We start from the raw sequence: 19,949 nt of genomic DNA on the forward strand, positions 1-19,949 counted from the left end.
CCACGCCGTCGCCAACCTCGACCAGCCGGTGCCCGCCCGGCAGGTGGACTGCGTGGTGGACCGTCCGGTGCTGTGGCCGCCGAGTCACGAACTGGTCGACGTCACCGTCACGGCGGACCTGCGCGACGGCGTCCTCGGCCCGAACGCGCTCACCCTGACGGCGGTGACCGGCGGCGACGCCGCGGACGTCAGCGGCTTCACCCTCGGCACCCCGGACACCGGCGGCCGGCTGCGGGCGCGGCGACGGCGCCGGCGGGGACCGGGTCTACACCCTGACGTACGCGGGCCACGACGAGATCGGCCGGCCGGTCGGCTGCGCGGTGACCGTCACCGTGCCGCACGACCAGGGCGGCAACTGACCGGCGGGCGCCGGCCGTACCCGGAGATACGGCCGGCGCCCGCCGGCGAACCCGCCCCCGTGCCGCGGCGGCCCGGCGCTACACCCCCGCCCCGGCCGACTCGACCGGCCGCGTCCGGACCGACGGTGACCCCGGCCGCGACAGCGCGCCCGGCCACCAGGTACGGCGGCCGACCTCCAGCGCCAGGGCCGGCACGAGCAGGCTGCGCACGAGGAACGTGTCCAGCAGCACGCCGACGCCGACGATGACGGCCGACTGCACCGACGGCACCAGCGGCAGCACGCTGAGCGCGCCGAAGGTGGCCGCCAGCACCACGCCCGCGCTGGTGATGACGCCGCCGGTGACCGTCAACGCGTGCAGCACGCCCCGGCGGTGCCCGAGTCGCGCCGTCTCCTCCCTGGCCCGGGTGGCCAGGAAGATGGTGTAGTCCACGCCGAGGGCGACCAGGAACAGGAACGTCTGCAGCGGAATCCCGACGAACAGCTTGGTGTAGCCCATGGCGTCGAGGATCAGCCCGGCCGCGCCCATCGCGGCGACGTAGGACAGCACCACGCTCGCCAGCAGCAGCAGCGGCGCGACCAGGGCCCGCAGCAGCAGCACCAGGACGGCGAACACCACCGCCAGGATCAGCGGGACGACCACCCGGTTGTCGCGGCCGACGGTGCGTTCCTCGTCGAGCAGGTACGCGGTGTCCCCGCCGACCAGCGCCTGCGCGTCGGGCACCGCGTGCACGGCGGTGCGGAGCCGGTCCACGGTGTCCAGCGCGGCGTCGCTGTCCGGCGTGTCCGCGAGGACGGCCGCGACCCGTACCCACCGGCCGTCGGGGGAGCGCTGCGGTTCGCCGACCTCGGCCACCCCGGGCACGGCGCGGGCGGCGGCCACCACCTGGTCGGCCGTGCCGGCGGTGGCCAGGATCTCGGCGGGCGCCACGGTGCCGCTCGGGTAGTGCGCGGCGATCATCCGCTGGCCCGTGACCGAGCCGACCTCGGTGGTGAACGACTGGTCACCGGGCATGCCGATGCTGAGGTTGCCGATGCCGAAGCTGAGGGCGACCAGCGCCGCCGCCGTGCCGATCCACACCGCGCGCGGGCGGCGACCGACGACGCCGGCGACCCGCCGCCACAGCCCGTGCCCGGACGCCTCGTCGTCGACGACCGCGTCGGGGGTGTGGCGGGGCACGAACGGCCAGAACAGCCAGCGCCCGAAGATGACCAGCACGGCTGGCAGCAGCGTGGTCATGGCGAGGAACGCCGCGGCGATGCCGACCGCGCCGACCGGACCCAGGCCCCGGGTGGCCGGCAGTTCCGCGGCGAGCAGGCACAGCAGGCCGACGGCGACGGTCGCCGCCGAGGCGCAGATCGCGCCGATCGACCGCCGCAGCGCGACGGCCATCGCCGCGTGCCGGTCGGCGTGCCGACGCAGCTCCTCCCGGTACCGGGCGATCAGCAGCAGGGCGTAGTCCACGCCGACGCCGAAGACCAGCACGGTGAGGATGCTCTGGCTCTGGAAGTCGACCGCCAGGCCGCCGTACTCGGCCAGCAGGTAGACGACCGCGCTGGCGACCTGGTTGGCCAGCGCCACCGTGAGGAGCGGGATCAGCCACAGGATCGGGCTGCGGTACGTGACGAGCAGCAGCAGCGCGACGGTGCCCGCGGTCGCCAGCAGCAGGGCGGTGTCCATCCCGGCGAACGCGTCGAAGACGTCCTCGGTGGCGCCGGCCTCGCCGGTGAGCGCGGTGCGCAGCCCGTCGGGGGCGTCGGCGGCCAGCCGTTCCCTGATGTCGGCCACCGCGTCCGCCCGCTGCTCGTCGTCGCCGGCGACCGGGAAGGACACCAGCACCGCCTTGCCGTCCTCGCTCGGGACCGGGGCCGGCACCTGGCCGCCGTCGGCGTACGCGGCGTACGCGGCCCGGTCGGCGTCGACCTTCGCGCGGTCGGCGTCGGTGAGCCCGCTCTCGCGCACGTAGACGGCGACCGCGAGGGGCGCCTGGGAGTCGGGGAACGCCGCTTCCGCCCGCTGCACCGCCCGGCTGACCTCCACGCCGGCGGGCAGCGCCCCGAGGGTGTCGTTGTTCTGCACCCCGGTCAGCTTGATCGCCAGCGGTCCGGCCACCGCCACGAGGACGAGCCAGAGGACGAGCATCGCGTACTTGGTGCGCCGGCCGGACGGTAGGCCGGCCAGTCGTTGCCGCCGGGACATGTCGGGTCTCTCCTGCCTGGTTGTTCTCACGCCTCGATCCTTCGGCGGGCGGGGGCCGGAGGCAGGGGTGTCAGGTCCCGAACGCAGGTGGTGGTAGCACCACCGATTCCGGTGGGACCCGTGCCGGAGAATGGGCGCCGTGGACAGCCCCGTACGCGCGTTCGTCCGGCAGACGGTCCGGCCCGGCGCGCTCGCCGCCGTGCAGGGCCTGGCCGTGGCCCTGCTCAGCCTGACCACCAACGTGACGCTGTTCGTGCTGTCGGTGGTCTCGCTCGCGCTCATCCCGGTCTTCGGCATCGGGTTCGCGCTGTTCCCCGCGGTCACCGTGCTGGTGCGGTGGTCGACCGGGCTGCAACGCCGGCTGGCCGGGTGGCACGGGATGCCGATCGTGTCGCCGTACCCGCCGGTGCCGGAGGGCGCCCGGTTCGGCACCTGGCGGCGGTTCCGCTGGGTGGTGGGGGACCCGGCTACCTGGCGGGACTTCGCCTGGCTGATCCCGGGCGCGGCGACCGGCGGGGCGTGCCTGCTGGCGTTCGTCCTGCCGGCGTACGGGCTGGAGGGCGTCCTGCTGGTGCCCGTGGTCCTGTTCCTCACCATCGACTGGTACGGCTACGGCGTGTTCTGGCCGATGGACAACCTCGTGCAGGCGGTGCTGTCCGTACCCCAGGGATGGTTGTTCCTGTTCGCCGGCCTGGTGGTCGCGCCGTGGCTGGTGTGGCTGCACTTCCGCTTCGCCGGCTTCTTCCTGGCCCCGACCAGGGCGCAGGAGCTGGCGCTGCGGGTCCAGCAGCTCTCCGCCACCCGGGCCGACACGGTCGACACCCAGGCCGCGGAGCTGCGCCGGATCGAGCGCGACCTGCACGACGGGGCCCAGGCCCGGCTCGTCGCGCTGCGCATGAGCATCGGCCTGGCCGAGAAGCTGATGGCCGACGACCCGGCGGCGGCGCAGCGGCTGCTCACCGAGGCGCAGGAGACCAGCGGCCGCGCCCTGGTCGAGCTGCGCGACCTCGTCCGCGGCATCTACCCGCCGGTGCTCGCCGAACGCGGACTGGACGGCGCCGTGCGGGCGCTCGCGCTGGCCGTGCCGCTGCCCGTGGAACTCGACGTCGCGCTGCCCGGCAGCCCGCCGGCGGCGGTCGAGTCGGCGGCCTACTTCGCGGTGGCCGAGGCGCTGGCCAACGTCACCAAGCACAGCGGCGCGGCGCGGGCGTGGATCCGGCTGGCGTACCGCGACGGCCGGTTGGCGATGGTGGTCGGCGACGACGGCCGGGGTGGCGCGACGCCGGACTCCGGGACCGGCCTGTCGGGCGTGCAACGCCGTCTGGCAGCCTTCGATGGCACGATGACCGTGACGAGTCCGCCCGGCGGACCGACTGTCGTGACCATGGAGCTGCCGTGCGAGTTGTCATCGCGGAGGATCTCGCCCTCCTCCGGGACGGGCTGACGCGCATCCTCGACGCGTTCGGCTTCCAGGTGGTCGAGGCCGTCGCCGACGGGCCGTCCGTGCTGCCGGCGCTGGTCCGGCACCAGCCGGACGTCGCGGTCGTCGACGTGCGCCTGCCGCCGACCTGTACCGACGAGGGGCTCCAGGCGGCGTTGCAGGCCCGGACCCGGCTGCCGGGCCTGCCGATCCTCGTGCTCTCCCAGCACGTCGAGCAGTTGTACGCCCGCGAGCTGCTCTCCGACCGTGGCGGGGGAGTGGGCTACCTGCTCAAGGACCGGGTGTCCAATGTCGACCAGTTCGTCGACGCGGTGCGCCGGGTCGCCGGCGGCGGCATGGTGATGGACCCGGAGGTCGTCTCCCAGCTCCTCGCCCGCAACTCGGCGGCGCAGCCGCTGCGGGAGCTCACCGCGCGGGAGCGGGAGGTGCTGGGCCTGATGGCCGAGGGCCGGTCGAACGCGGCGATCGCCGGGCGGCTGTTCGTCACCGAGAAGGCGGTCAGCAAGCACATCAACAACATCTTCAGCAAGCTGGGGCTGCCCCCGTCGGACGACGACAACCGCCGGGTGCTGGCGGTCCTCGCATACCTGCAGGGGTGAGCGGGTCGGCGCGGCGTAGCCCGGCGACGCGGCGGGTGCCGCCGAAGTCGGGCAGTCCGGCCTGTTCGGGGGTGATCCTGGCGCGCCGGGAGGTCAGGAACTCACGTACGGAGCCCTGGGTGTCCATGCCCCGATCTACAACGGCACCGGCCCGTCACGGATGACCGTCGCGCTCGTGCGGTTCACGCCCGGCGTGCGCACCAACTGGCACTCGCACGCCGTCGGCCAAACCCTGCACGTCACCGAAGGCGTCGGCCTGGTCGGCACCCGCGACGGCTCCGTGGTCCGTATCCACGCCGGCGAGACCGTGATCTGCCCGCCCGACGAGGAGCACTGGCACGGTGCCGCCGCAGACACGTTCATGAGCCACCTGGCCATGCTCGAAGCCAAGCCCGACGGCGGCGACCCCACCACCTGGCTCGAACCCGTCACCGACGAGCTGTACGAGCAGGCCCACAAGCACTGACCGGGAAGGACAGCGACACGTGCAGAACGAACCTCAGCTCAACGCGCGGCAGCAGGCCACGGCGACCATCGCGGCGTTCACCGCCGCCGGGCAGCTGCCACAACTGCGCGACGCCCTGGCCGACCGCCCGGAGGCCGGGCTGACCATCAGCGAGATCAACGAGATGCAGCCGAACGATCACCGCGCCGGACTCAGCCCTCAATGGTCGGAAAGCGGCGGTCTGATGGTCATCGGTCTGTTCGATCAGCAGGCGCAGGACACGGCGAACGCCGGTGCGGTCAGGTCATCGACCGGACGGCTGGTGAGCCCGGTGGCCGTACGCACCGGAAGGCCCTCGCGCACCCAGTACTCGTAACCGCCGATCATCTCCTTCACGGGGTAACCGAGCTTGGCGAACTCCAGGGCGGCCCGCGTGGCGCCGTTGCAGCCCGGGCCCCAGCAGTAGGTGACCACCGCCGTGCCGGGCGGGATCACCTCGGCCGCCCGCGCCGCGATCTCGCGCGTCGGCAGATGGATGGCGCCGGGCAGGTGGCCCTGCCGCCACGCCTCATCGCCGCGGGAGTCGACCACGACGAGTCCGGCAACCCCGGCCTCCAGATCGGCGCGGACGTCGCTGACGTCGGCCTCGAAGGAGAGCCGGGCGGCGAAGTGGGCGGCGGCCTCGGCCGGCGCGGCCGGCGGGATGGAAAGAGCCTTCGACATGCCAATGATCCTGTCGGGCGGCTCGCCCGCTCACCAGCGGCGCGAACGACACCTACCGCTAACATCACGCCATGACAGCGCGGGCCGGGAACCGGCGTACGGTCGCAGTCCTTGCGTACGACGGCATGTCCGCCTTCGAGACCGGCATCGTCACCGAGGTGTTCGGGCTGCCCCGACCCGAGTTCGACATCCCCTGGTACGAGCTGACCATCTGCGCTGAGCGGCCCGGGCCGGTACGCCTCATCGGCGGCGCCGCTCTGCACACGCCCTACGGCCTCGACACCTTCGCTGCGGCGGCGACGCTGATCGTGCCCGGCGTGCCGGACGTCACCGCCGATCCCGCACCGGACCTGGTCGCGGCGCTACGCCGGGCGCACCGGCGGGGCGCCCGGATCATGTCGATCTGCTCCGGCGCGTTCGCCCTCGCCGGGGCTGGCCTTCTCGACGGCCTGCGCGCCACCACCCACTGGCGGTACGCCGACCTGCTGCGGCGCCGGTACCCCAACGTCGGGGTGGACCCCGACGTGCTCTACGTGGACCACGGCACCGTGCTGACCAGTGCGGGCAGCGCGGCCGGGCTCGATCTCTGTCTGCACGTCGTCCGGCAGGACCACGGGGCGACGATCGCCAACGCCGTCGCCCGACGCCTGGTCACCCAACCGCACCGCGACGGCGGGCAGGCCCAGTTCATCGAGACTCCGATGCCCGCCGATCCGGACGACGACCGGATCGCCCAGAGCATGGCCTGGGCGGTGGCGAACCTCCACCGCCCCATCACGGCGGCCACGCTGGCCTGCCAGGCGCACATGTCGACGCGGACGTACCTGCGCCACTTCGCGCGGTGCACCGGCACCAGCCCGATCCGGTGGCTGATCAACCAGCGGGTACAGGCCAGCCTCGTGTTGCTGGAGACGACGGACGCGCCGATCGAGGAGATCGCCGGCACCGTCGGGTTCGACACGGCGGTGACCTACCGCCACCACTTCAGCCGGGCCATGCGGACCTCGCCGTCGGCGTACCGCCGGGCCTTCCGCGTCCGCCCCCTACCTGGTCCGCGCCCTTGAGGGCATGCCGGTGCTGCGGCGGCGAAGGCCCCGCCCTCGTGTCGTTGCGCCGGCGGCGAGGGCGGGGCCGGGTATGGGGTCAGGGCTTGATGAGGACCTTAAGGCTGGTGCGGTCGGCCATGTTCTGGTAGCCGGCGGGCACACCGTCGAGGTCGGTTGTGGTGTCGAAGACCTTCCCCGGTTCGATGGTGCCGTTGAGGATGTCGGGCATCAGTTCTTCGATGTAGGCGCGGACCGGCGCGGGTCCGCCGGCGAGGCGGACGTTGTGGCGGAAGAGGCTGCCGAAGCCGATCGGTGCCTCCTCGTACTGCGGGACGCCGACGCGGCTGATGACGCCACCTGGGCGAACGACCCCGACTGCCTGCTCGTAGGCGGGCATGGTGCCGACGGCCTCAAGGACCACGTGCGTGCCGTGGCCGCCGGTCAGCTCGCGGACCTGGGCGATGCTATCCCGGCCGCGGGTGGAGACGACGTCGGTCGCACCGAACTCCCGGCCGAGGTCGGTACGCGCCCCGTGAGCGGCGGCAGCGTCCTCAAGCGCGAGCATCAGGACGCGCTTTCTCCCACCACCGCCGGTGGCCTGGCCATCGGCGCCTTTGCCTGGGTCACCACCCGAGACGGCAGCAGCAGCGCGGCGGCTACTGCACTGATCGCGAGGACAACGATGACCAGCCAGACCGTCAGGGTGAGGGGCAGGCGCTGTCCGGCCACGCTGCCGATCGCGCCGCCGGCCACAGTCGCGGCCATTTCCGCCGCCGAGAACGCCGAACTTGTCCGGCCGAGCTGATGGTCGGGCGTCTGGCGCTGGACTTGGACCTGGACCAGCATCAGCAGGGAGCCACCGGGCAGGCCGGCCAGCGCGATGAACACCAGCGCGGCGGCGAAGTGAGGGACGAGAAACAGTCCGGCGAAGCAGGCAGCGATCGCCAGTAGGCAGCCCGTGAAAGACATCCGTAGCCGGCCGCTGCGGGAGAGCGCGTTCCCGACGTACGCGCTGGCCAGGAACCCGCCGCCAAGCGCCGCCATCAGCATGCCGACATCGCTGGCGTCACCGCCGAGAACGCTGATCACATAGGGCACGAGTAGGACGTTCAGGGCGGCGTTGGCCAGGAGGAACAGGCCGGAGACGACGAGCGTGGCGCGTAGCACCGGATGGCCGAGGAGAAAGACCAGGCCCTCCCGGACCTCGAGCCAGAATCCGGCGAGCCAGGATGACGACGTCCTGTCCTCGTGGGGCCCTTCGACCGACACTCGGCCCATCCCGAAGATCAGCGCCGCCGAGACCAGGTAGGTGGCTGAGTCGATCAGCACCAGCCGGTCGAAGCCGACCAGCGCATACAGCGCGCCGCCGACGGGCGCGCCGGCGAGGCGGACGATTCCGCTCGCGACGGTGGTCCAGGAGTTCGCCGCCTCCAGATCGGTGCCCCGGCCGACGATGGCCGGGACGACCGCCCGCGCGGCGGGCTGAAAGAAGTGTCCGATGGCGCTTTCGCAGAACATCGCCAGGTAGAGCAGCCAGAGCATGCTCGGGTCGTTGACCAGAATCAGCGCCAAGATTACGACCATCCGCAGCAGGTCAGCGCTGACCATGATGAGACGACGGTCCCACCGGTCGACCAGCACCCCTGCCAGCGGTGCGAAGGCGATCGCCGGAAGCGTCTGCGCGACGAAGGCGAAGCCGCTGCTCATCGTCGAGCCGGTCATCGTGTAGACGTGGACCGGCACGGCGACGATCATCAACCAGTTGCCCAGGTTGGACAGCAGATTGCTGCTCCACAGCAGGCCGAAGCGCCGGTTCTTGAGAACGATCACCTGGTTCCCCTCTGCCCGGCGCGCAGATCACGGATCGCGCCTCGACCGTGCGGCAAGAGTAGGCGCCGTGGGCTGCGGCGCTCGAACGCCGCAGCCCACGCGGATTCGTACGCCAGCCGGGGGCCGCTGCGGCAGCACGTCGACCGCAGCGGCGAAGCGCCGGGTTGCCGGCGGATTTCCCCGGGCCGTGTGGAAGGGCGCGAACGTCGACGAAGGGGCTTCCGTCCGCGCCGACTTGTTCTATAGTCCTACTGTCGTAAGACAGCAGGGGAGGCGCGGCGGGTGATCGAGTTCGTGTTGGACGGCCGGTCGAAGGTGAACACCTACATGCAGCTCGTGCAGCAGGTGAAACAGGCCCTGCGGGTGGGACTGCTGGTCCCCGGGGACCAGTTGCCCAAGGTTCGCGACGTCGCGCAGTCGCTGGCAATCAACCCCAACACGGTGCTGAAGGCGTACCGAGAGCTGGAGATCGAGGGCCTCGCGGAGGGGCGGCCGGGCGTCGGCACCTTCGTCACGCGCACCCTCGCCGGGGCGTCCCTGCCCAACCAGGCCGAACTGCGGGCGGACCTGGTGGCCTGGGTGCGCCGCGCGCAGGTGGCCGGGCTGACTCCCGAGGACGTCACCGCCCTGGTGGAGACGACCCTGCGGGCCACGCTCCTGGTCGAGGCCCCGCCGCAGAACGCCACGTCGGCAGGATGAGAGGACACACGATGGAGGCCGTGCTGGAGACCGACCAGCTGGGCAAACGGTACGGGAGACAATGGGCGCTGCGGGACTGCTCGCTCCGCCTGCCGGCCGGGCGGATCGCCGCCCTGGTCGGGCCCAACGGGGCGGGCAAGAGCACGCTGCTGCACCTGGCGGTGGGCCTGCTGCGGCCCGACGCCGGCGCGGTCCGGCTGTTCGGCGCGCCTCCCTACGAGAACCTGGCGGCGCTCGCCGACATCGGGTTCGTCGCCCAGGACACGCCGCTGTACAAGGACTTCACCGCCGCCGAACTGATCACGGCCGGCGGCAGGCTGAACCGCCGCTGGGACGCGGCGATGGCGCGTACCCGTCTGGCAGATCTCGGCATCCCGCCCAACAAGCCGGTCGGCAAGCTCTCTGGCGGGCAGCGTGCCCAGGTCGCGCTCGCCCTCGCCCTGGCCAAGCGACCCCGGCTGCTGCTGCTCGACGAGCCCGTGGCCAGCCTCGATCCGCTCGCCCGGCGGGAGTTCCTCCAGACCCTGATGGGCAGCGTGGCCGACTCCGGCACCACCGTGCTGCTCTCCTCGCACCTGCTGGCGGACGTGGAGCGGGTCTGCGACCACCTGATCGTGCTGAACGCCGCCCAGGTCCGGCTCGCCGGCGCGGTCGAGGACCTGGTCGCCGCGCACCGGCGCCTGATCGGCCCCCGGCACGGCGGCGAGTCGATCCCGGGCGTCGCGGACGTCGTGCGGGCCAGCCACACCGACCGGCAGTCGACCCTGCTGGTGCGCGCCGACGGGCCCGTCACCGATCCGCGGTGGAGCGTGCGGGACGTGTCCCTGGAGGACGTCATCCTGGCCTACCTCGCCGACGGCGACGCGCAGGTCAGCCACGAGGAATGGGGGGTGCCGGCATGATCTGGCTGACCTGGAGGCAGCACCGCAGGGAGGCGCTGTTCGCCCTGGGCGGGCTCGCGGTCCTCGGCGCGTTCATGATCATTAGCGGCTTGGCGATGCGCAACGCCTTCGACGACTACGGGTTGCCGGAGTGCGTCGCCGCGGGCGACCCGGGCCCGACTCCCGGGCTCGGCGAGACCTGCAACCGGGCCTTCAACCAGTTCTACGACCAGTTCGGCACACTGAGCCTGGCGGGCATCCTCTTCCTCGTGCTGCCGCTGCTCGTCGGCCTGTTCTGGGGCGCCCCGCTGATCGCCCGGGAGGTCGAGCAGGGCACCCACCGGTTCGTCTGGACCCAGGGCGTCAGCCGGCGACGCTGGGCGCTGGTCAAGTTCGGCTTCGTGGGAGCCGCCGCGCTCCTCGTCTCCGTCGCGTACGGGCTCGGCATGTCCTGGTGGCTCACCCCGCTCAACCAGGGCTGGCGGCAGAGCCGGTTCGACCTGTTCTTCTTCGACATGCAGGGCATGGTGCCGATCGGCTACACCCTCTTCGCGGTCGCGCTGGGCGTCTTCGCCGGCGCCGTCTGGCCCCGGACGGTGCCCGCGATGGCCGGCACGCTGGTCGGTTTCCTCGGCCTGCGCGTCGCCCTGGCCGCGTTGGCCAGGCCCCGCTACCTGCCCGCCCGGGAGTTGACCTACCCGGTGCAGGGCTCGACCGGCGAGCCCGCTACCAGGGGACGCGACTGGATCCTCTCCAGCGGCGTCCACGACGCCTCCGGCAAACTCGTCGCGCCCAACGCGCAGGTGGTCTGCCCGCCCGGCGCGACCGGCCCCAGCGGGCGGGCCTGCGGCGCCGACCTGGGCCTCGGGCCGGGCGCCTACAACTGGCAGCTCTACCAGCCCGAGAGCCGGTTCTGGCTGTTCCAGGGCATCGAGACCGGCATCTTCGTCGCGCTCGCGGCGCTGCTGCTCCTACTGGCCGTCCGCCGCATCCGCCGCATCGCCTGACCGTCCGCCGGCCGCTCCGTCGCGCCGCCCTGGCGGGGCGGCCGGCGGACGGCGGCACGAAACATACCTTCATTGCCAGAGTGTCAACGCGTAGACAATATTCTTGTGTCTGTCTATCGTCAGCACCACATAGCGATGCCCTTCTATTTGAAAGAGGTCGTCAATGGTGCAGATCAGACGATGGGTCGGCGTCGCCACGGCCCTCCTGGCGACGGAACTCCTGGTCGCGGGCACCGCTGCGCACGCCGCCGCGCCCACGCCGGACCCCGTCCGGCCGAGCGTCGAGCAGGCCGTGACCGCCAAGCTGCTCGGGCAGGCCCGGGCCGCCGCCGAGGCACACGACGAGGCGCACGCCGACACACCCGAGACGCGGGTCACCGTCACCCGCAAGAGCGGCCGCTGGGCCTTCGGCACCGCCGTCGCCCTCACCGGCCACGAGGAGGACGTCCATCCGACCGGCGCGATCTTCATCGCCCACGCCGAGGCCGGCGGGTGGCAGGTGAGCTTCGACGGCGAGGCGGAGTTCGGCGAGTTGGCCGCCGAGTCGCCCCTGGTCGGCGCGCACGAGAAGGAGGTCTTCACCCGCTCCCCAAGCACCATGTACGCGGGCGGCGACTACCGGACCGGCATGGCCCTGCCGTTCGCGGTCGGCCAGACCTGGACGTTGACCAGCGGCCCGCACGGCTGGGGCGGCTACGAGTCGCCGTACAGCTCGATCGACCTCGCCGGCGGCGACCAGGTGGTCCGCGCGGCCCGGGGCGGCACGGCGTACACGATGTGCCGGGGGTGGATCCGGGTGATCCACGACCGCGGCTACTCCACCGACTACTACCACCTGTGGAGCAGCATCTCGGTCAACGGCGCCGCCGTCGGCCAGGGCGCCTACCTGGGCTACACGGGCACCGACGTCACCTGCGGCGGGGCCGCGTACGGCCGGCACGTCCACTTCGGGCTGCGGCAGAACAGCGCCTACGTGCCCATCGCCGGCCACGGCCTCGGCAAGTGGGTGTTCGAGAACGGCGCCTCGGCATACCAGGGCGGGGCGCGCCACGGCTCGACCTGGCGGGGCGCCGGCAGCGCGATCTACAACTACGGAGCGCTGGGCTTCAACCAGGCGGTCGTCGACGCCAACGGCGGCGGCTCGCTGACCCGGCGGTCCGGCCCCGGCACCGGCTACGCCGTGCTGGGCTCGGTGGCCGACGGCGCCACGGTCACCGTCTCCTGCTCCGCCAACGGCACCACCCACACCGGCCGGTACGGCGCCACCTCGCTGTGGAACCGGCTCAGCGACGGCAGTTGGGTCTCCGACGCCTACCTGTGGACCGGCGTGAACGGCCCGATCAGCGGCTGGTGCTGACCGGCCCGGCCTGACGGCAGCACGAGGGGCCTCCGCCATCTTCGGCGGAGGCCCCTGTCCTGTCCGGGGGCGGGGGTGCGCCGCGCCCCCGCCCCGTGTTCAGCGGGTCACGCGGCGCGGCACGAGGCGAGCACGCCGACCACGCCGGCGCCGGGCTCGCGCAGCGGAAGCGCGGTCGACGCTGCCGGGCACCGCGGCACGGTGAGGTCGTAGACGCCCCGGCCGAACGTGGCCGCGGTGAGCTGCCGGGTCGGCTCGTGGTAGCGCAGGTACATCACGGCCGCCGCCGGCAACTCCCCACCGAGGGAGGCCCACTCGCCGCCGTTCCACGCCGACACGAACACCCCGACGTCGGTGCCGACCAGCAGCAGCCCGTCGGCGGTCGGCACCACCGAGTTCACCGGCGCGTCGGGCAGCCCCCGGCCGATGTCCGTCCAGGTGCGGCCGCCGTCGCGGGTCATCATCACGTGCGCGCGGTCGCTACCGGAACGGAACGCGGAGAACGTGGCGTACGCGATGTTCGCGTCCGTGGGGTGCACCGCCACCCGGGTCACCCACGTGCCGGGCAGCTGCGCGGGGTCGACCCGGGTCCAGGTGCCCCCGAGGTCGTGGGTCCACCACATCCTGCCGTCGTCCGTGCCGACGTAGAGCGTGTCGCCGTCGGTGGGGGCCGCCGCGATCGTGGTGATCGTGCCCCACGGGTAGCCCGACGGGTCGTTCGGCCCGCCGCCGGTGAGGTCCGGGCTGATCGCCGTCCAGGTGCGGCCGTTGTCCGTCGACCGGTTGACGATGTTGCCCGCGTAGTACATGACGTCCGGGTCGCTCGGGTCGAACTGCAGCGGGGTGAGCCAGTTGCGCCGGTCCGAGGTCGTCTGGCCGGGGCCGATGGACTGGCGCGGGGCGGCGCCGGCGTTCTCCGAGCGGTAGCAGGAGCCGTACTGGCTGCAGCCGAAGACGATGTTCGGGTTCTCCGGGTGGATGATCACCTGGAGGCCGTCGCCGCAGCCGATGGCGTTCCACGGGCCGCCCACGCCGTTGTAGCCGCGGTTGCAGCCGTTGTCCTGGGCGCCACCGACCTTCAGCGCCGGGTCGGTCTGCGCGACGTCCACGGTGTAGAACTGGGTGTACGGCTCGTACGTGGACTTGACCCAGCCGCTCACCCCGTTGTTGTCGGAGCGGTAGAAGCCGCCGTCGTTGCCGAGGTAGGCCCGGCCCGGCACCTTGGGGTCCCAGCGCAGCACATGCTGGTCGGCGTGCACGCCGCCGACGTTGCCGAAGCTCTGCGCCCCGTCGGTCGAGCGGCGCAGGTTCACCCCGGTGAGGAACACGTGGTCGGCGTCGGCCGGGTCGACGAACAGCTTGCCGAACCACCAGCTGAAGGTGGACTGGGACGCCTGGTTGGCGTTGACCGGGGTCTGCGTCCAGGTGTCGCCGCCGTCGTCGGAGCGGTAGAAGGCGCGGAACGGGCCGAGGGCGGTGCCGACATACGCGTACAGCCGGTCGGGGTCGCTCGGGGCGAGGGCGAGACCCCAGCGACCCTGGTCGGCGTCGGTGGGCAGCCCGGTGGTCATCCGCTCCCACGTCCGTCCGCCGTCGTCGGAGCGCCACAGGCTGGAGCCAGGCCCGCCGTAGGTGCGCTGGTGCGGCTCGCGCAGGTGGTCCCACATCGCCGCGTACACCCGGTTGGGGTTCTCGGGGTCGATGAGGACCTCGGTGGCGCCGGTGGTGGCGTTCGGCGGGGCGAGGGCCTGCCGCCAGGTGTCGCCGCCGTCCTCGGAGAGGTAGACGCCACGCTCGCCGCCGGGCACGAACAGGTTGCCGGCGGCCGCGGCGAAGATCCGGTCCTGGTTGCCGGGGTCGATGGCGAACCGGGCGATGGCGTGGCTGTTCGCCAGGCCGACGCGCTGCCACGTCCGGCCCCGGTCCCGCGAGCGGTAGACGCCGTCGCCGCCGAAGGTGATCGAGCCGCCGCCCGGCTGCGCCTCGCCCGTGCCGGCGAAGAGCACCCCGTCGGTGGTCATCGCGACCGCGCCCATGCTCTGCGTCCCGCCGTCGGGCCAGGCGGCCTCGAAGGTGGCGCCCGCGTCGGCGGAGCGCCAGATGCCGCCCGAGGCGGCGGCGACGAAGACCTGGTTGGCGACCTGCGGGTCGACGGCGATGTCGACCACCCGGCCGCCGATGTTGCTCGGGCCGAAGAAGCGCCACTGCTCCCCGGCGAGGTCGCGGTAGACGCTACGGGTGCGGGCGGCGAGCTGGTTCGCCTCGCCGCGGGCATGCGCGTACCTGGCGGCGGACAGGCTCGTGCTGCCGTCGCTGAGCCGCTGGGCGGTCATCCACTCGGCGGGCAGCTCCATCGGCCCCGTGGGACTGCTGGTGGCCAGCGACTCCTCGCCGCGGGCCGACGGTGTCGAGGTCGTCAACGCGGCCGCGGTCAGCAGCGCCAAGGCGGCTGCCACCGGCAGGGCGCGTCTACCTCGGACGAGGGTGAAACTCATGCGGTGTCTCCCGTCCACGTGCGGGTGCGACCGGGAACCAGTCGTCTGTCGCACGCTAGAGATCGCAGTGACCGGCGTCACCAGGCAACTGTTGGGATTCCGCTCGTCGGGTTAGGACACCTGTCGAGCTCGGTCACTACCCGCGCTGGAACTCCGGCAGCCCCGCGTCCTCCGAGTCCGGCCCCACCACGGCGGTCAGCGTGGTGCCGTCGGCGCACAGCGCGCCGGCCCGCAGGTACATCCGCCGCTGCTGCGCCCGGGTCAGCACCTCGGCCTCGAAGACCTCGTCCTCGACGCGCAGCAGCTCGACGTCGGTGCGGCCCTCGTAGTGGGCGCGTACGTCCAGCGGGGTCATCCGGACGGTCGCCTCGACCGTCGTCAGGGCGCCCTGGGCCACCACCGAGGTGACCCGCGCGCCGTCGGGCAGCACCAGGCCGGTGACCTCGGCGGCGACCTCGGGCTCCGAGTCCAGCGGCACCCGGTCGCAACTGGGCAGGTTCGCCAGCATCCCGGGGCCGCGCCCCGACGCCTGCGGGGCGTCCGTCCCGCCGCAGGCGACGAGCAGCGGGACCGTGGCGGCGACCGCGAACACCCGGAGTCTCACCGCAGCAGGATGCCACCTCACCGCAGCACCCGCCAGCGTCGCACCATCAGCAGCAGGGCGGTGATGATGGCGGCCGTGAGCGCCATCAGCATGGTCGAGATGAGCGCGCCGTACGCGAAGCCGGAGAACTCGAACGCCTGGTCGAAGATGTAGACGGGCAGGTAGAGCGTGGCGTTGGCGGGCCGGCCGTCGGTGAGCACGTACGCCGGGACGAAGTTCACCTGGAGGGTGAGGATCGTGTCGCGGACCGCCAGCAGCACCAGCACGGGAGCCAGCAGCGGCAGCGTGAGCCGGCGCAACTGGCCGAGGGGGCCGCAGCCCTCCAACGCCGCCGCCTCGTAGAGCCGGCCGTCGAGCATCCGGCGGGCGGCGAGGACGACGACGAAGCCCTCGCCGATCGGGAACGCCAGCATCAGCACCACCGCCACCCGGGCCGTGGTCGGGTCCGAGAGCCAGGTGAAGCCCGGGTGGCCGAACAGCCCGAGCACCTGGTTGAGGGGGCCGTAGAGCGGGTTGAGCACCCACAGGAACAGCACGGCCAGCGCGACGTCGGGAACGACCGTCGGCAGGTAGACCGCGACCCGGAACCACCGGCCGCCCGGCCGGGGCGCGGCGAGCAGCAGCCCCAGCCCCACGGCGGCGAGCAGCCGGACCGGCACGGCCAGCGCCACGTGCGTCAGGGACGCCTGCACGCTGTCGAGCAGGAAGCCGTCGGCCAGCATCCGGCGTACGTTGGCCAGGCCCACGAACCGCGGGTCCCGGGTCAGCCCGGTGTGGTCGGTGAACGCGTAGCCGACGTTGAGCAGCGCCGGCAGCGCGACCAGCAGCGCGACCGCCACGGCGTACGGGGCGAGGAACGCCCAGGCGGTGAGTTGCCGGCCGGCCCGGACCGCCTTCACCGGCGCCGCCCGGTGGCGGTGTCGAAGCGGTGGATCCGGTCCGGGTCGGGGCGCAGCCGCACCGGGTCGCCCGGCCGTACGCCCGGTCGTGGCCCGGTCCGCACGACGAGGCGGGTGCCGTCGGGACACCGGGTCAGCAGGACGGCCTCGCTGCCGAGCGCCTCCACCGCCTCGACGGTCGCCTCGACCGGCCCGTCGGCGTCGAGCGTCAGGTCCTCGGGCCGTACGCCGAGGGTCACGCCGGGCTGGCCGCCCAGCGCGCCGCCGCCGGCCACCAGGTTCATCGGCGGGCTGCCCAGGAAGCCGGCGACGAAGGTGTCGGCGGGCTCGTCGTAGACCTGCTGCGGCGGCCCGACCTGCCGCACCCGGCCGCCGTCCAGGACGACCACCCGGTCGCCGAGGGTCATCGCCTCGGCCTGGTCGTGCGTGACGTGGACGGTCGTGGTGCCGAGGTCGCGGTGCAGGCCGAGCAGGTCGGCCCGGGTGGCGAACCGCAGCGGTGCGTCCAGGCTGGCCAGCGGCTCGTCGAGCAGGTAGACGCTGGGCTCGCGCAGCAGGGCGCGGGCCAGGGCGACCCGCTGGCGCTGCCCGCCGGACATCTCGTCGGGGTGCCGGTCGAGCAGGTCGGCGATCCCCAGGCGTTCGGCAGCGGCGCGGGCCCGCCGCTCGGCCTCGGCGCGGGGGACCCGGCGCACCCGCAGCCCGAAGGTCAGGTTGCCGAGCGCGGTGAGGTGTGGATAGAGGGCGTAGTCCTGGAAGACCATCGCCACGGCCCGCCGGTGCGGCGGCACCCGGGCGACGTCCCGGCCGTCCACGAGGACCCGACCGCGGTCGGGGGTGTCCAGCCCGGCGATCAGCCGCAGGACGGTGGACTTGCCGGAGCCGGACGGCCCGACCAGGGTGATCATCTCCCCGGCCCGCACGTCCAGGTCGAGCCCGTCGACGGCGGTCGTCCGCCCGTACGCCTTGGTCAGCGACTCCAGCCGGATCGCCCCGCGTCCGGTCACCCGCCCGCCCCCACCGGCAGGGCGAACAACGGCCGGCTCTGCTCCTCCAGCCGGCGCAGCCCCTCCTCGCGCCCGACCCGGCCGTAGAACACCTCCTCCAGCAGCGTGCCCGCCTCCCGTTCCACCCGGGACCAGGTGGCGGTGCGCGGCGTGGCGCGCAGGTGGGGGGCGGCGTCGAGGTAGACCCGCGACGACCGGGGCGGTTCGGCCGGGTCGAGGAACACCGGGGAGTTGGCGACGTCGAGCCGGGACGGCACGGTGCGGCCGGACTCGGCGAGGATCCGCTGGCCGGCCGGGCCCATCGCGAACTCGATGAACCGCCAGGCGTCGCCGTGGTCGGGCAGGCCGGCGCCCATGCAGTAGGCGTCGCTGTGCAGGATCGACGCCGGCACCCCGCCCGGCGCGACCGGCAGCGGCGCCACGTCCCAGGTGAAGCCGTCGATGGTGCGCAGCGTCGGCACGGCCACCCGGCTGTTGAGGTACATGCCCAGGGTGCCGCGCAGGAACCGGGCCTCGCTCGACTCGCTCTGCTCCTCGGCGTCCGGCGGCACGACGTGGTGCCGCAGTTGCAGGTCGAGGAACCAGTCGACGGCCTTGCGGGTGGCCGGGTCGCGGGTGAGGGTCAGGGTGGTGGGCCGGGCCGGGTCGTCGACGAGCTCACCCCGGTTGGACCAGACGAACGGCGCGAGCCGGGGGACGGACGGCTCCACGCCCGCCCCGTAGCGGCCGTCGCGGGTCAGCGCGCGGGCGGCGGCGAGGAAGTCGTCCCAGGTCCAGCCGGCCTTCGGCAGCGGCACGCCGGCGGCGGCGAACAGGTCGGCGTTGTAGTAGACGACCAGGGAGGAGAGGTTCTGCGGCAGGCAGGTCAGGGCCCTGCCGTCGAAGCGGAAGGCGTCCAGCGCCTGCGGGCTGAAGTCGCTCTCCTTGAGCACGGTGCTGCGCTCCAGGTAGGACTGCGCCGGCTCGATCGCGCCCTGCGCGGCGAACTGCCCGTAGCGGCGGTAGTTGAGCAGGAACACGTCCGGCGGCTTGCCGCCGGCGAACGAGGTGGTCAGCCGGGCCATCAGCTCGTCCTGGCTGGCGACCGGGGAGAGGTTGACGTCGACGTCGCGGTTGGCCTCCTCGAACGCGGCCACCATGGTGCGGTAGCCGGCGACCTCCTCGGCATCGCCGAACAGCACGACGGTGATGCCTGCCGCGTCGTCGGCGCGGTCACCGCCGCCGCAGCCGGCGGTGTAGCCGGCCAGCAGGGCGGCCATGACCAGGGCCGTCCACCGCCGTGCCCGGGTGTTCGTCACCTGCGTCCTCCAGATCTCAGTGCGGCCAGGGGATCGTCGTGCAGCAGGATCCGCTGGGCCAGCAGGAACACCAGCACGCACGGGACGGTCGCGACCACGCAGCCGGCCATCAGCAGCGGCCAGTCCGTGGGGTTCAACAGCCGCAGGAACTGCAGCCCGAGCGGGTAGGTGTACCGGTCGCCGCTGTGCAGGTACAACAGCGGGTCGATGAAGTTGGACCAGTGGAACGTGAAGGCCAGCACGGCCACGGCGAGGGTCGCGGGGCGCACCTGGGGCAGCGCCACGCGGCGCCAGACCGTCAGCCACCCGGCGCCTTCCAGCCGGGCCGCCTGGAGCTGGGTCTCCGGCACCCCGCCGAAGCTCCAGGCGTAGAGCAGCACCAGGAACGGGCTGCCGGCCAGCACCGCCGGGGCCAGCAGCGGGACGTACGTGTCGACCACCCCGGCCAGGCGGAACAGCTCGAAGCGGGTCGCCCACACGGCCGTCGCCGGGACGAGCAGCACCGCCAGCAGGCCGAGGACCACCCGCCGGCGGGCCGTCGGCGCGAGCAGCCGCAGCCCGAAGCCGGTCAGGGAGGCGACGGCGACGGTCACCGGCACGGCGAGCGCGACGACGAGGGCCGAGTTCGCCAGGTAGCGGAACAGCGGTATCAGCTCGGGCAGCCGGGCGTAGGCGGCCAGCGTGGGCTCGGGCGGGAAGAGTTCGAGCGTACGTGGCGGGGGCAGGCCGGCCGGCCGCAGCGAGCCGACCACCATGAACCACAGCGGGGCGGCGAACACCGCCGCGAACAGGGCCGGTACCACGAAACGCCCGATGGTCCGCGGGATCGTGGCGCGACCCGACATCCGCACGTCGCCGAACCTATGGCCGGCGCGCCGTCCGGTCATCGGGCACCTGTTGGAATCGCGTGCCGCCGCCTCCTACGCCTGTCGTACGCGTAGCCGCCGGGCGCGAGGCGTGGCGGGCCTGCGACAGACGTAGGAGCCGGGGCGGCACGCGTGCCACACGTGTCCGATGACCGGCCGCACCTCCATTCGTACGCTTCGATCACGCTGCCGGC

18 protein-coding genes are annotated in these 19,949 nt (G+C 73.2%); 8 read left to right on the forward strand and 10 right to left on the reverse strand.

Annotated features, from left to right (window positions below):
- Nucleotides 1–437: 437 nt before the first annotated feature.
- Entirely contained in the window at nt 438–2,588 is a 2,151-nt protein-coding gene (locus ACFY23_RS10910) for an MMPL family transporter (protein WP_350684496.1), read from the reverse strand.
- 100 nt (nt 2,589–2,688) lie between these two features.
- On the opposite strand from ACFY23_RS10910, the gene ACFY23_RS10915 reads away from it, so the two are divergent.
- The 3 genes from ACFY23_RS10915 (at nt 2,689) to ACFY23_RS10925 (ending at nt 5,064) form a co-directional block, all read left to right on the forward strand.
- Nucleotides 2,689–4,002 carry a sensor histidine kinase gene (locus tag ACFY23_RS10915; RefSeq protein ID WP_350819711.1) on the forward strand — a complete coding sequence of 438 codons (1,314 nt, stop codon included), beginning with the start codon at nt 2,689–2,691 and terminating at the stop codon, nt 4,000–4,002.
- Nucleotides 3,954–4,598, forward strand: a complete 645-nt coding sequence (locus ACFY23_RS10920) for a response regulator transcription factor (RefSeq protein WP_350684494.1) — start codon at nt 3,954–3,956, stop codon at nt 4,596–4,598. The genes ACFY23_RS10915 and ACFY23_RS10920 overlap by 49 nt, the downstream gene beginning before the upstream one ends.
- 160 nt (nt 4,599–4,758) lie before the next feature.
- The gene (locus ACFY23_RS10925) at nt 4,759–5,064 is read left to right on the forward strand and encodes a cupin domain-containing protein (protein WP_350684493.1); all 306 of its coding nucleotides are present in this window, start codon (nt 4,759–4,761) and stop codon (nt 5,062–5,064) included.
- A 243-nt stretch (nt 5,065–5,307) separates the two neighbouring features.
- Here ACFY23_RS10925 and ACFY23_RS10930 read toward each other — a convergent pair whose 3' ends face one another.
- Entirely contained in the window at nt 5,308–5,766 is a 459-nt protein-coding gene (locus tag ACFY23_RS10930; protein WP_350684492.1) for a rhodanese-like domain-containing protein, read from the reverse strand.
- 71 nt (nt 5,767–5,837) lie between these two features.
- On the opposite strand from ACFY23_RS10930, the gene ftrA reads away from it, so the two are divergent.
- A complete protein-coding gene (gene ftrA, locus ACFY23_RS10935; RefSeq protein WP_350684491.1) occupies nt 5,838–6,830 on the forward strand; it encodes a transcriptional regulator FtrA in 993 nt (330 codons plus the stop codon).
- Between the two features lie 79 nt (nt 6,831–6,909).
- On the opposite strand, the gene ACFY23_RS10940 is transcribed toward ftrA, so the two are convergent.
- On the reverse strand, nt 6,910–7,377 hold the full coding sequence (locus tag ACFY23_RS10940; protein WP_350684490.1) for a zinc-binding dehydrogenase: 468 nt from the start codon (nt 7,375–7,377) through the stop codon (nt 6,910–6,912).
- A complete protein-coding gene (locus tag ACFY23_RS10945) occupies nt 7,377–8,642 on the reverse strand; it encodes an MFS transporter (RefSeq protein WP_350684489.1) in 1,266 nt (421 codons plus the stop codon). Before ACFY23_RS10945 ends, ACFY23_RS10940 begins: the two co-directional genes overlap by 1 nt.
- A 282-nt stretch (nt 8,643–8,924) precedes the next feature.
- Between ACFY23_RS10945 and ACFY23_RS10950 the strand changes: the two genes are divergently transcribed.
- The 4 genes from ACFY23_RS10950 (at nt 8,925) to ACFY23_RS10965 (ending at nt 12,586) form a co-directional block, all read left to right on the forward strand.
- Nucleotides 8,925–9,341, forward strand: coding sequence for a GntR family transcriptional regulator (locus ACFY23_RS10950; RefSeq protein WP_350684488.1), 417 nt, complete (start codon nt 8,925–8,927; stop codon nt 9,339–9,341).
- An 11-nt stretch (nt 9,342–9,352) separates the two neighbouring features.
- Nucleotides 9,353–10,243 carry an ABC transporter ATP-binding protein gene (locus ACFY23_RS10955; protein ID WP_350684487.1) on the forward strand — a complete coding sequence of 297 codons (891 nt, stop codon included), beginning with the start codon at nt 9,353–9,355 and terminating at the stop codon, nt 10,241–10,243.
- The gene (locus ACFY23_RS10960) at nt 10,240–11,229 is read left to right on the forward strand and encodes an ABC transporter permease subunit (protein WP_350684486.1); all 990 of its coding nucleotides are present in this window, start codon (nt 10,240–10,242) and stop codon (nt 11,227–11,229) included. The genes ACFY23_RS10955 and ACFY23_RS10960 overlap by 4 nt, the downstream gene beginning before the upstream one ends.
- 163 nt (nt 11,230–11,392) lie before the next feature.
- The gene (locus ACFY23_RS10965) at nt 11,393–12,586 is read left to right on the forward strand and encodes a peptidoglycan DD-metalloendopeptidase family protein (RefSeq protein ID WP_350684485.1); all 1,194 of its coding nucleotides are present in this window, start codon (nt 11,393–11,395) and stop codon (nt 12,584–12,586) included.
- A gap of 107 nt (nt 12,587–12,693) precedes the next feature.
- On the opposite strand, the gene ACFY23_RS10970 is transcribed toward ACFY23_RS10965, so the two are convergent.
- The 6 genes from ACFY23_RS10970 to ACFY23_RS10995 all read right to left on the reverse strand — a co-directional run bounded on the left by ACFY23_RS10970 (nt 12,694) and on the right by ACFY23_RS10995 (nt 19,776).
- A complete protein-coding gene (locus tag ACFY23_RS10970; RefSeq protein WP_350684484.1) occupies nt 12,694–15,081 on the reverse strand; it encodes a glycosyl hydrolase in 2,388 nt (795 codons plus the stop codon).
- 136 nt (nt 15,082–15,217) lie between these two features.
- The gene (locus ACFY23_RS10975) at nt 15,218–15,685 is read right to left on the reverse strand and encodes a hypothetical protein (RefSeq protein ID WP_350684483.1); all 468 of its coding nucleotides are present in this window, start codon (nt 15,683–15,685) and stop codon (nt 15,218–15,220) included.
- Nucleotides 15,686–15,702: 17 nt separating this feature from the next.
- Complete coding sequence (locus tag ACFY23_RS10980; RefSeq protein WP_350684482.1) at nt 15,703–16,584, reverse strand: sugar ABC transporter permease; 882 nt, start codon at nt 16,582–16,584, stop codon at nt 15,703–15,705.
- Entirely contained in the window at nt 16,581–17,591 is a 1,011-nt protein-coding gene (locus ACFY23_RS10985) for an ABC transporter ATP-binding protein (RefSeq protein ID WP_350684481.1), read from the reverse strand. Before ACFY23_RS10985 ends, ACFY23_RS10980 begins: the two co-directional genes overlap by 4 nt.
- A complete protein-coding gene (locus ACFY23_RS10990) occupies nt 17,588–18,889 on the reverse strand; it encodes a sugar ABC transporter substrate-binding protein (protein ID WP_350684480.1) in 1,302 nt (433 codons plus the stop codon). Before ACFY23_RS10990 ends, ACFY23_RS10985 begins: the two co-directional genes overlap by 4 nt.
- Nucleotides 18,886–19,776: a carbohydrate ABC transporter permease gene (locus tag ACFY23_RS10995; protein WP_350684479.1), complete on the reverse strand. Its 891-nt coding sequence runs from the start codon at nt 19,774–19,776 to the stop codon at nt 18,886–18,888. The genes ACFY23_RS10990 and ACFY23_RS10995 overlap by 4 nt, the downstream gene beginning before the upstream one ends.
- Nucleotides 19,777–19,949: the final 173 nt, after the last annotated feature.

This window comes from Micromonospora sp. NPDC000121 (assembly GCF_042899165.1).
In the GTDB taxonomy this organism is placed as follows: Bacteria; Actinomycetota; Actinomycetes; order Mycobacteriales; family Micromonosporaceae; genus Micromonospora.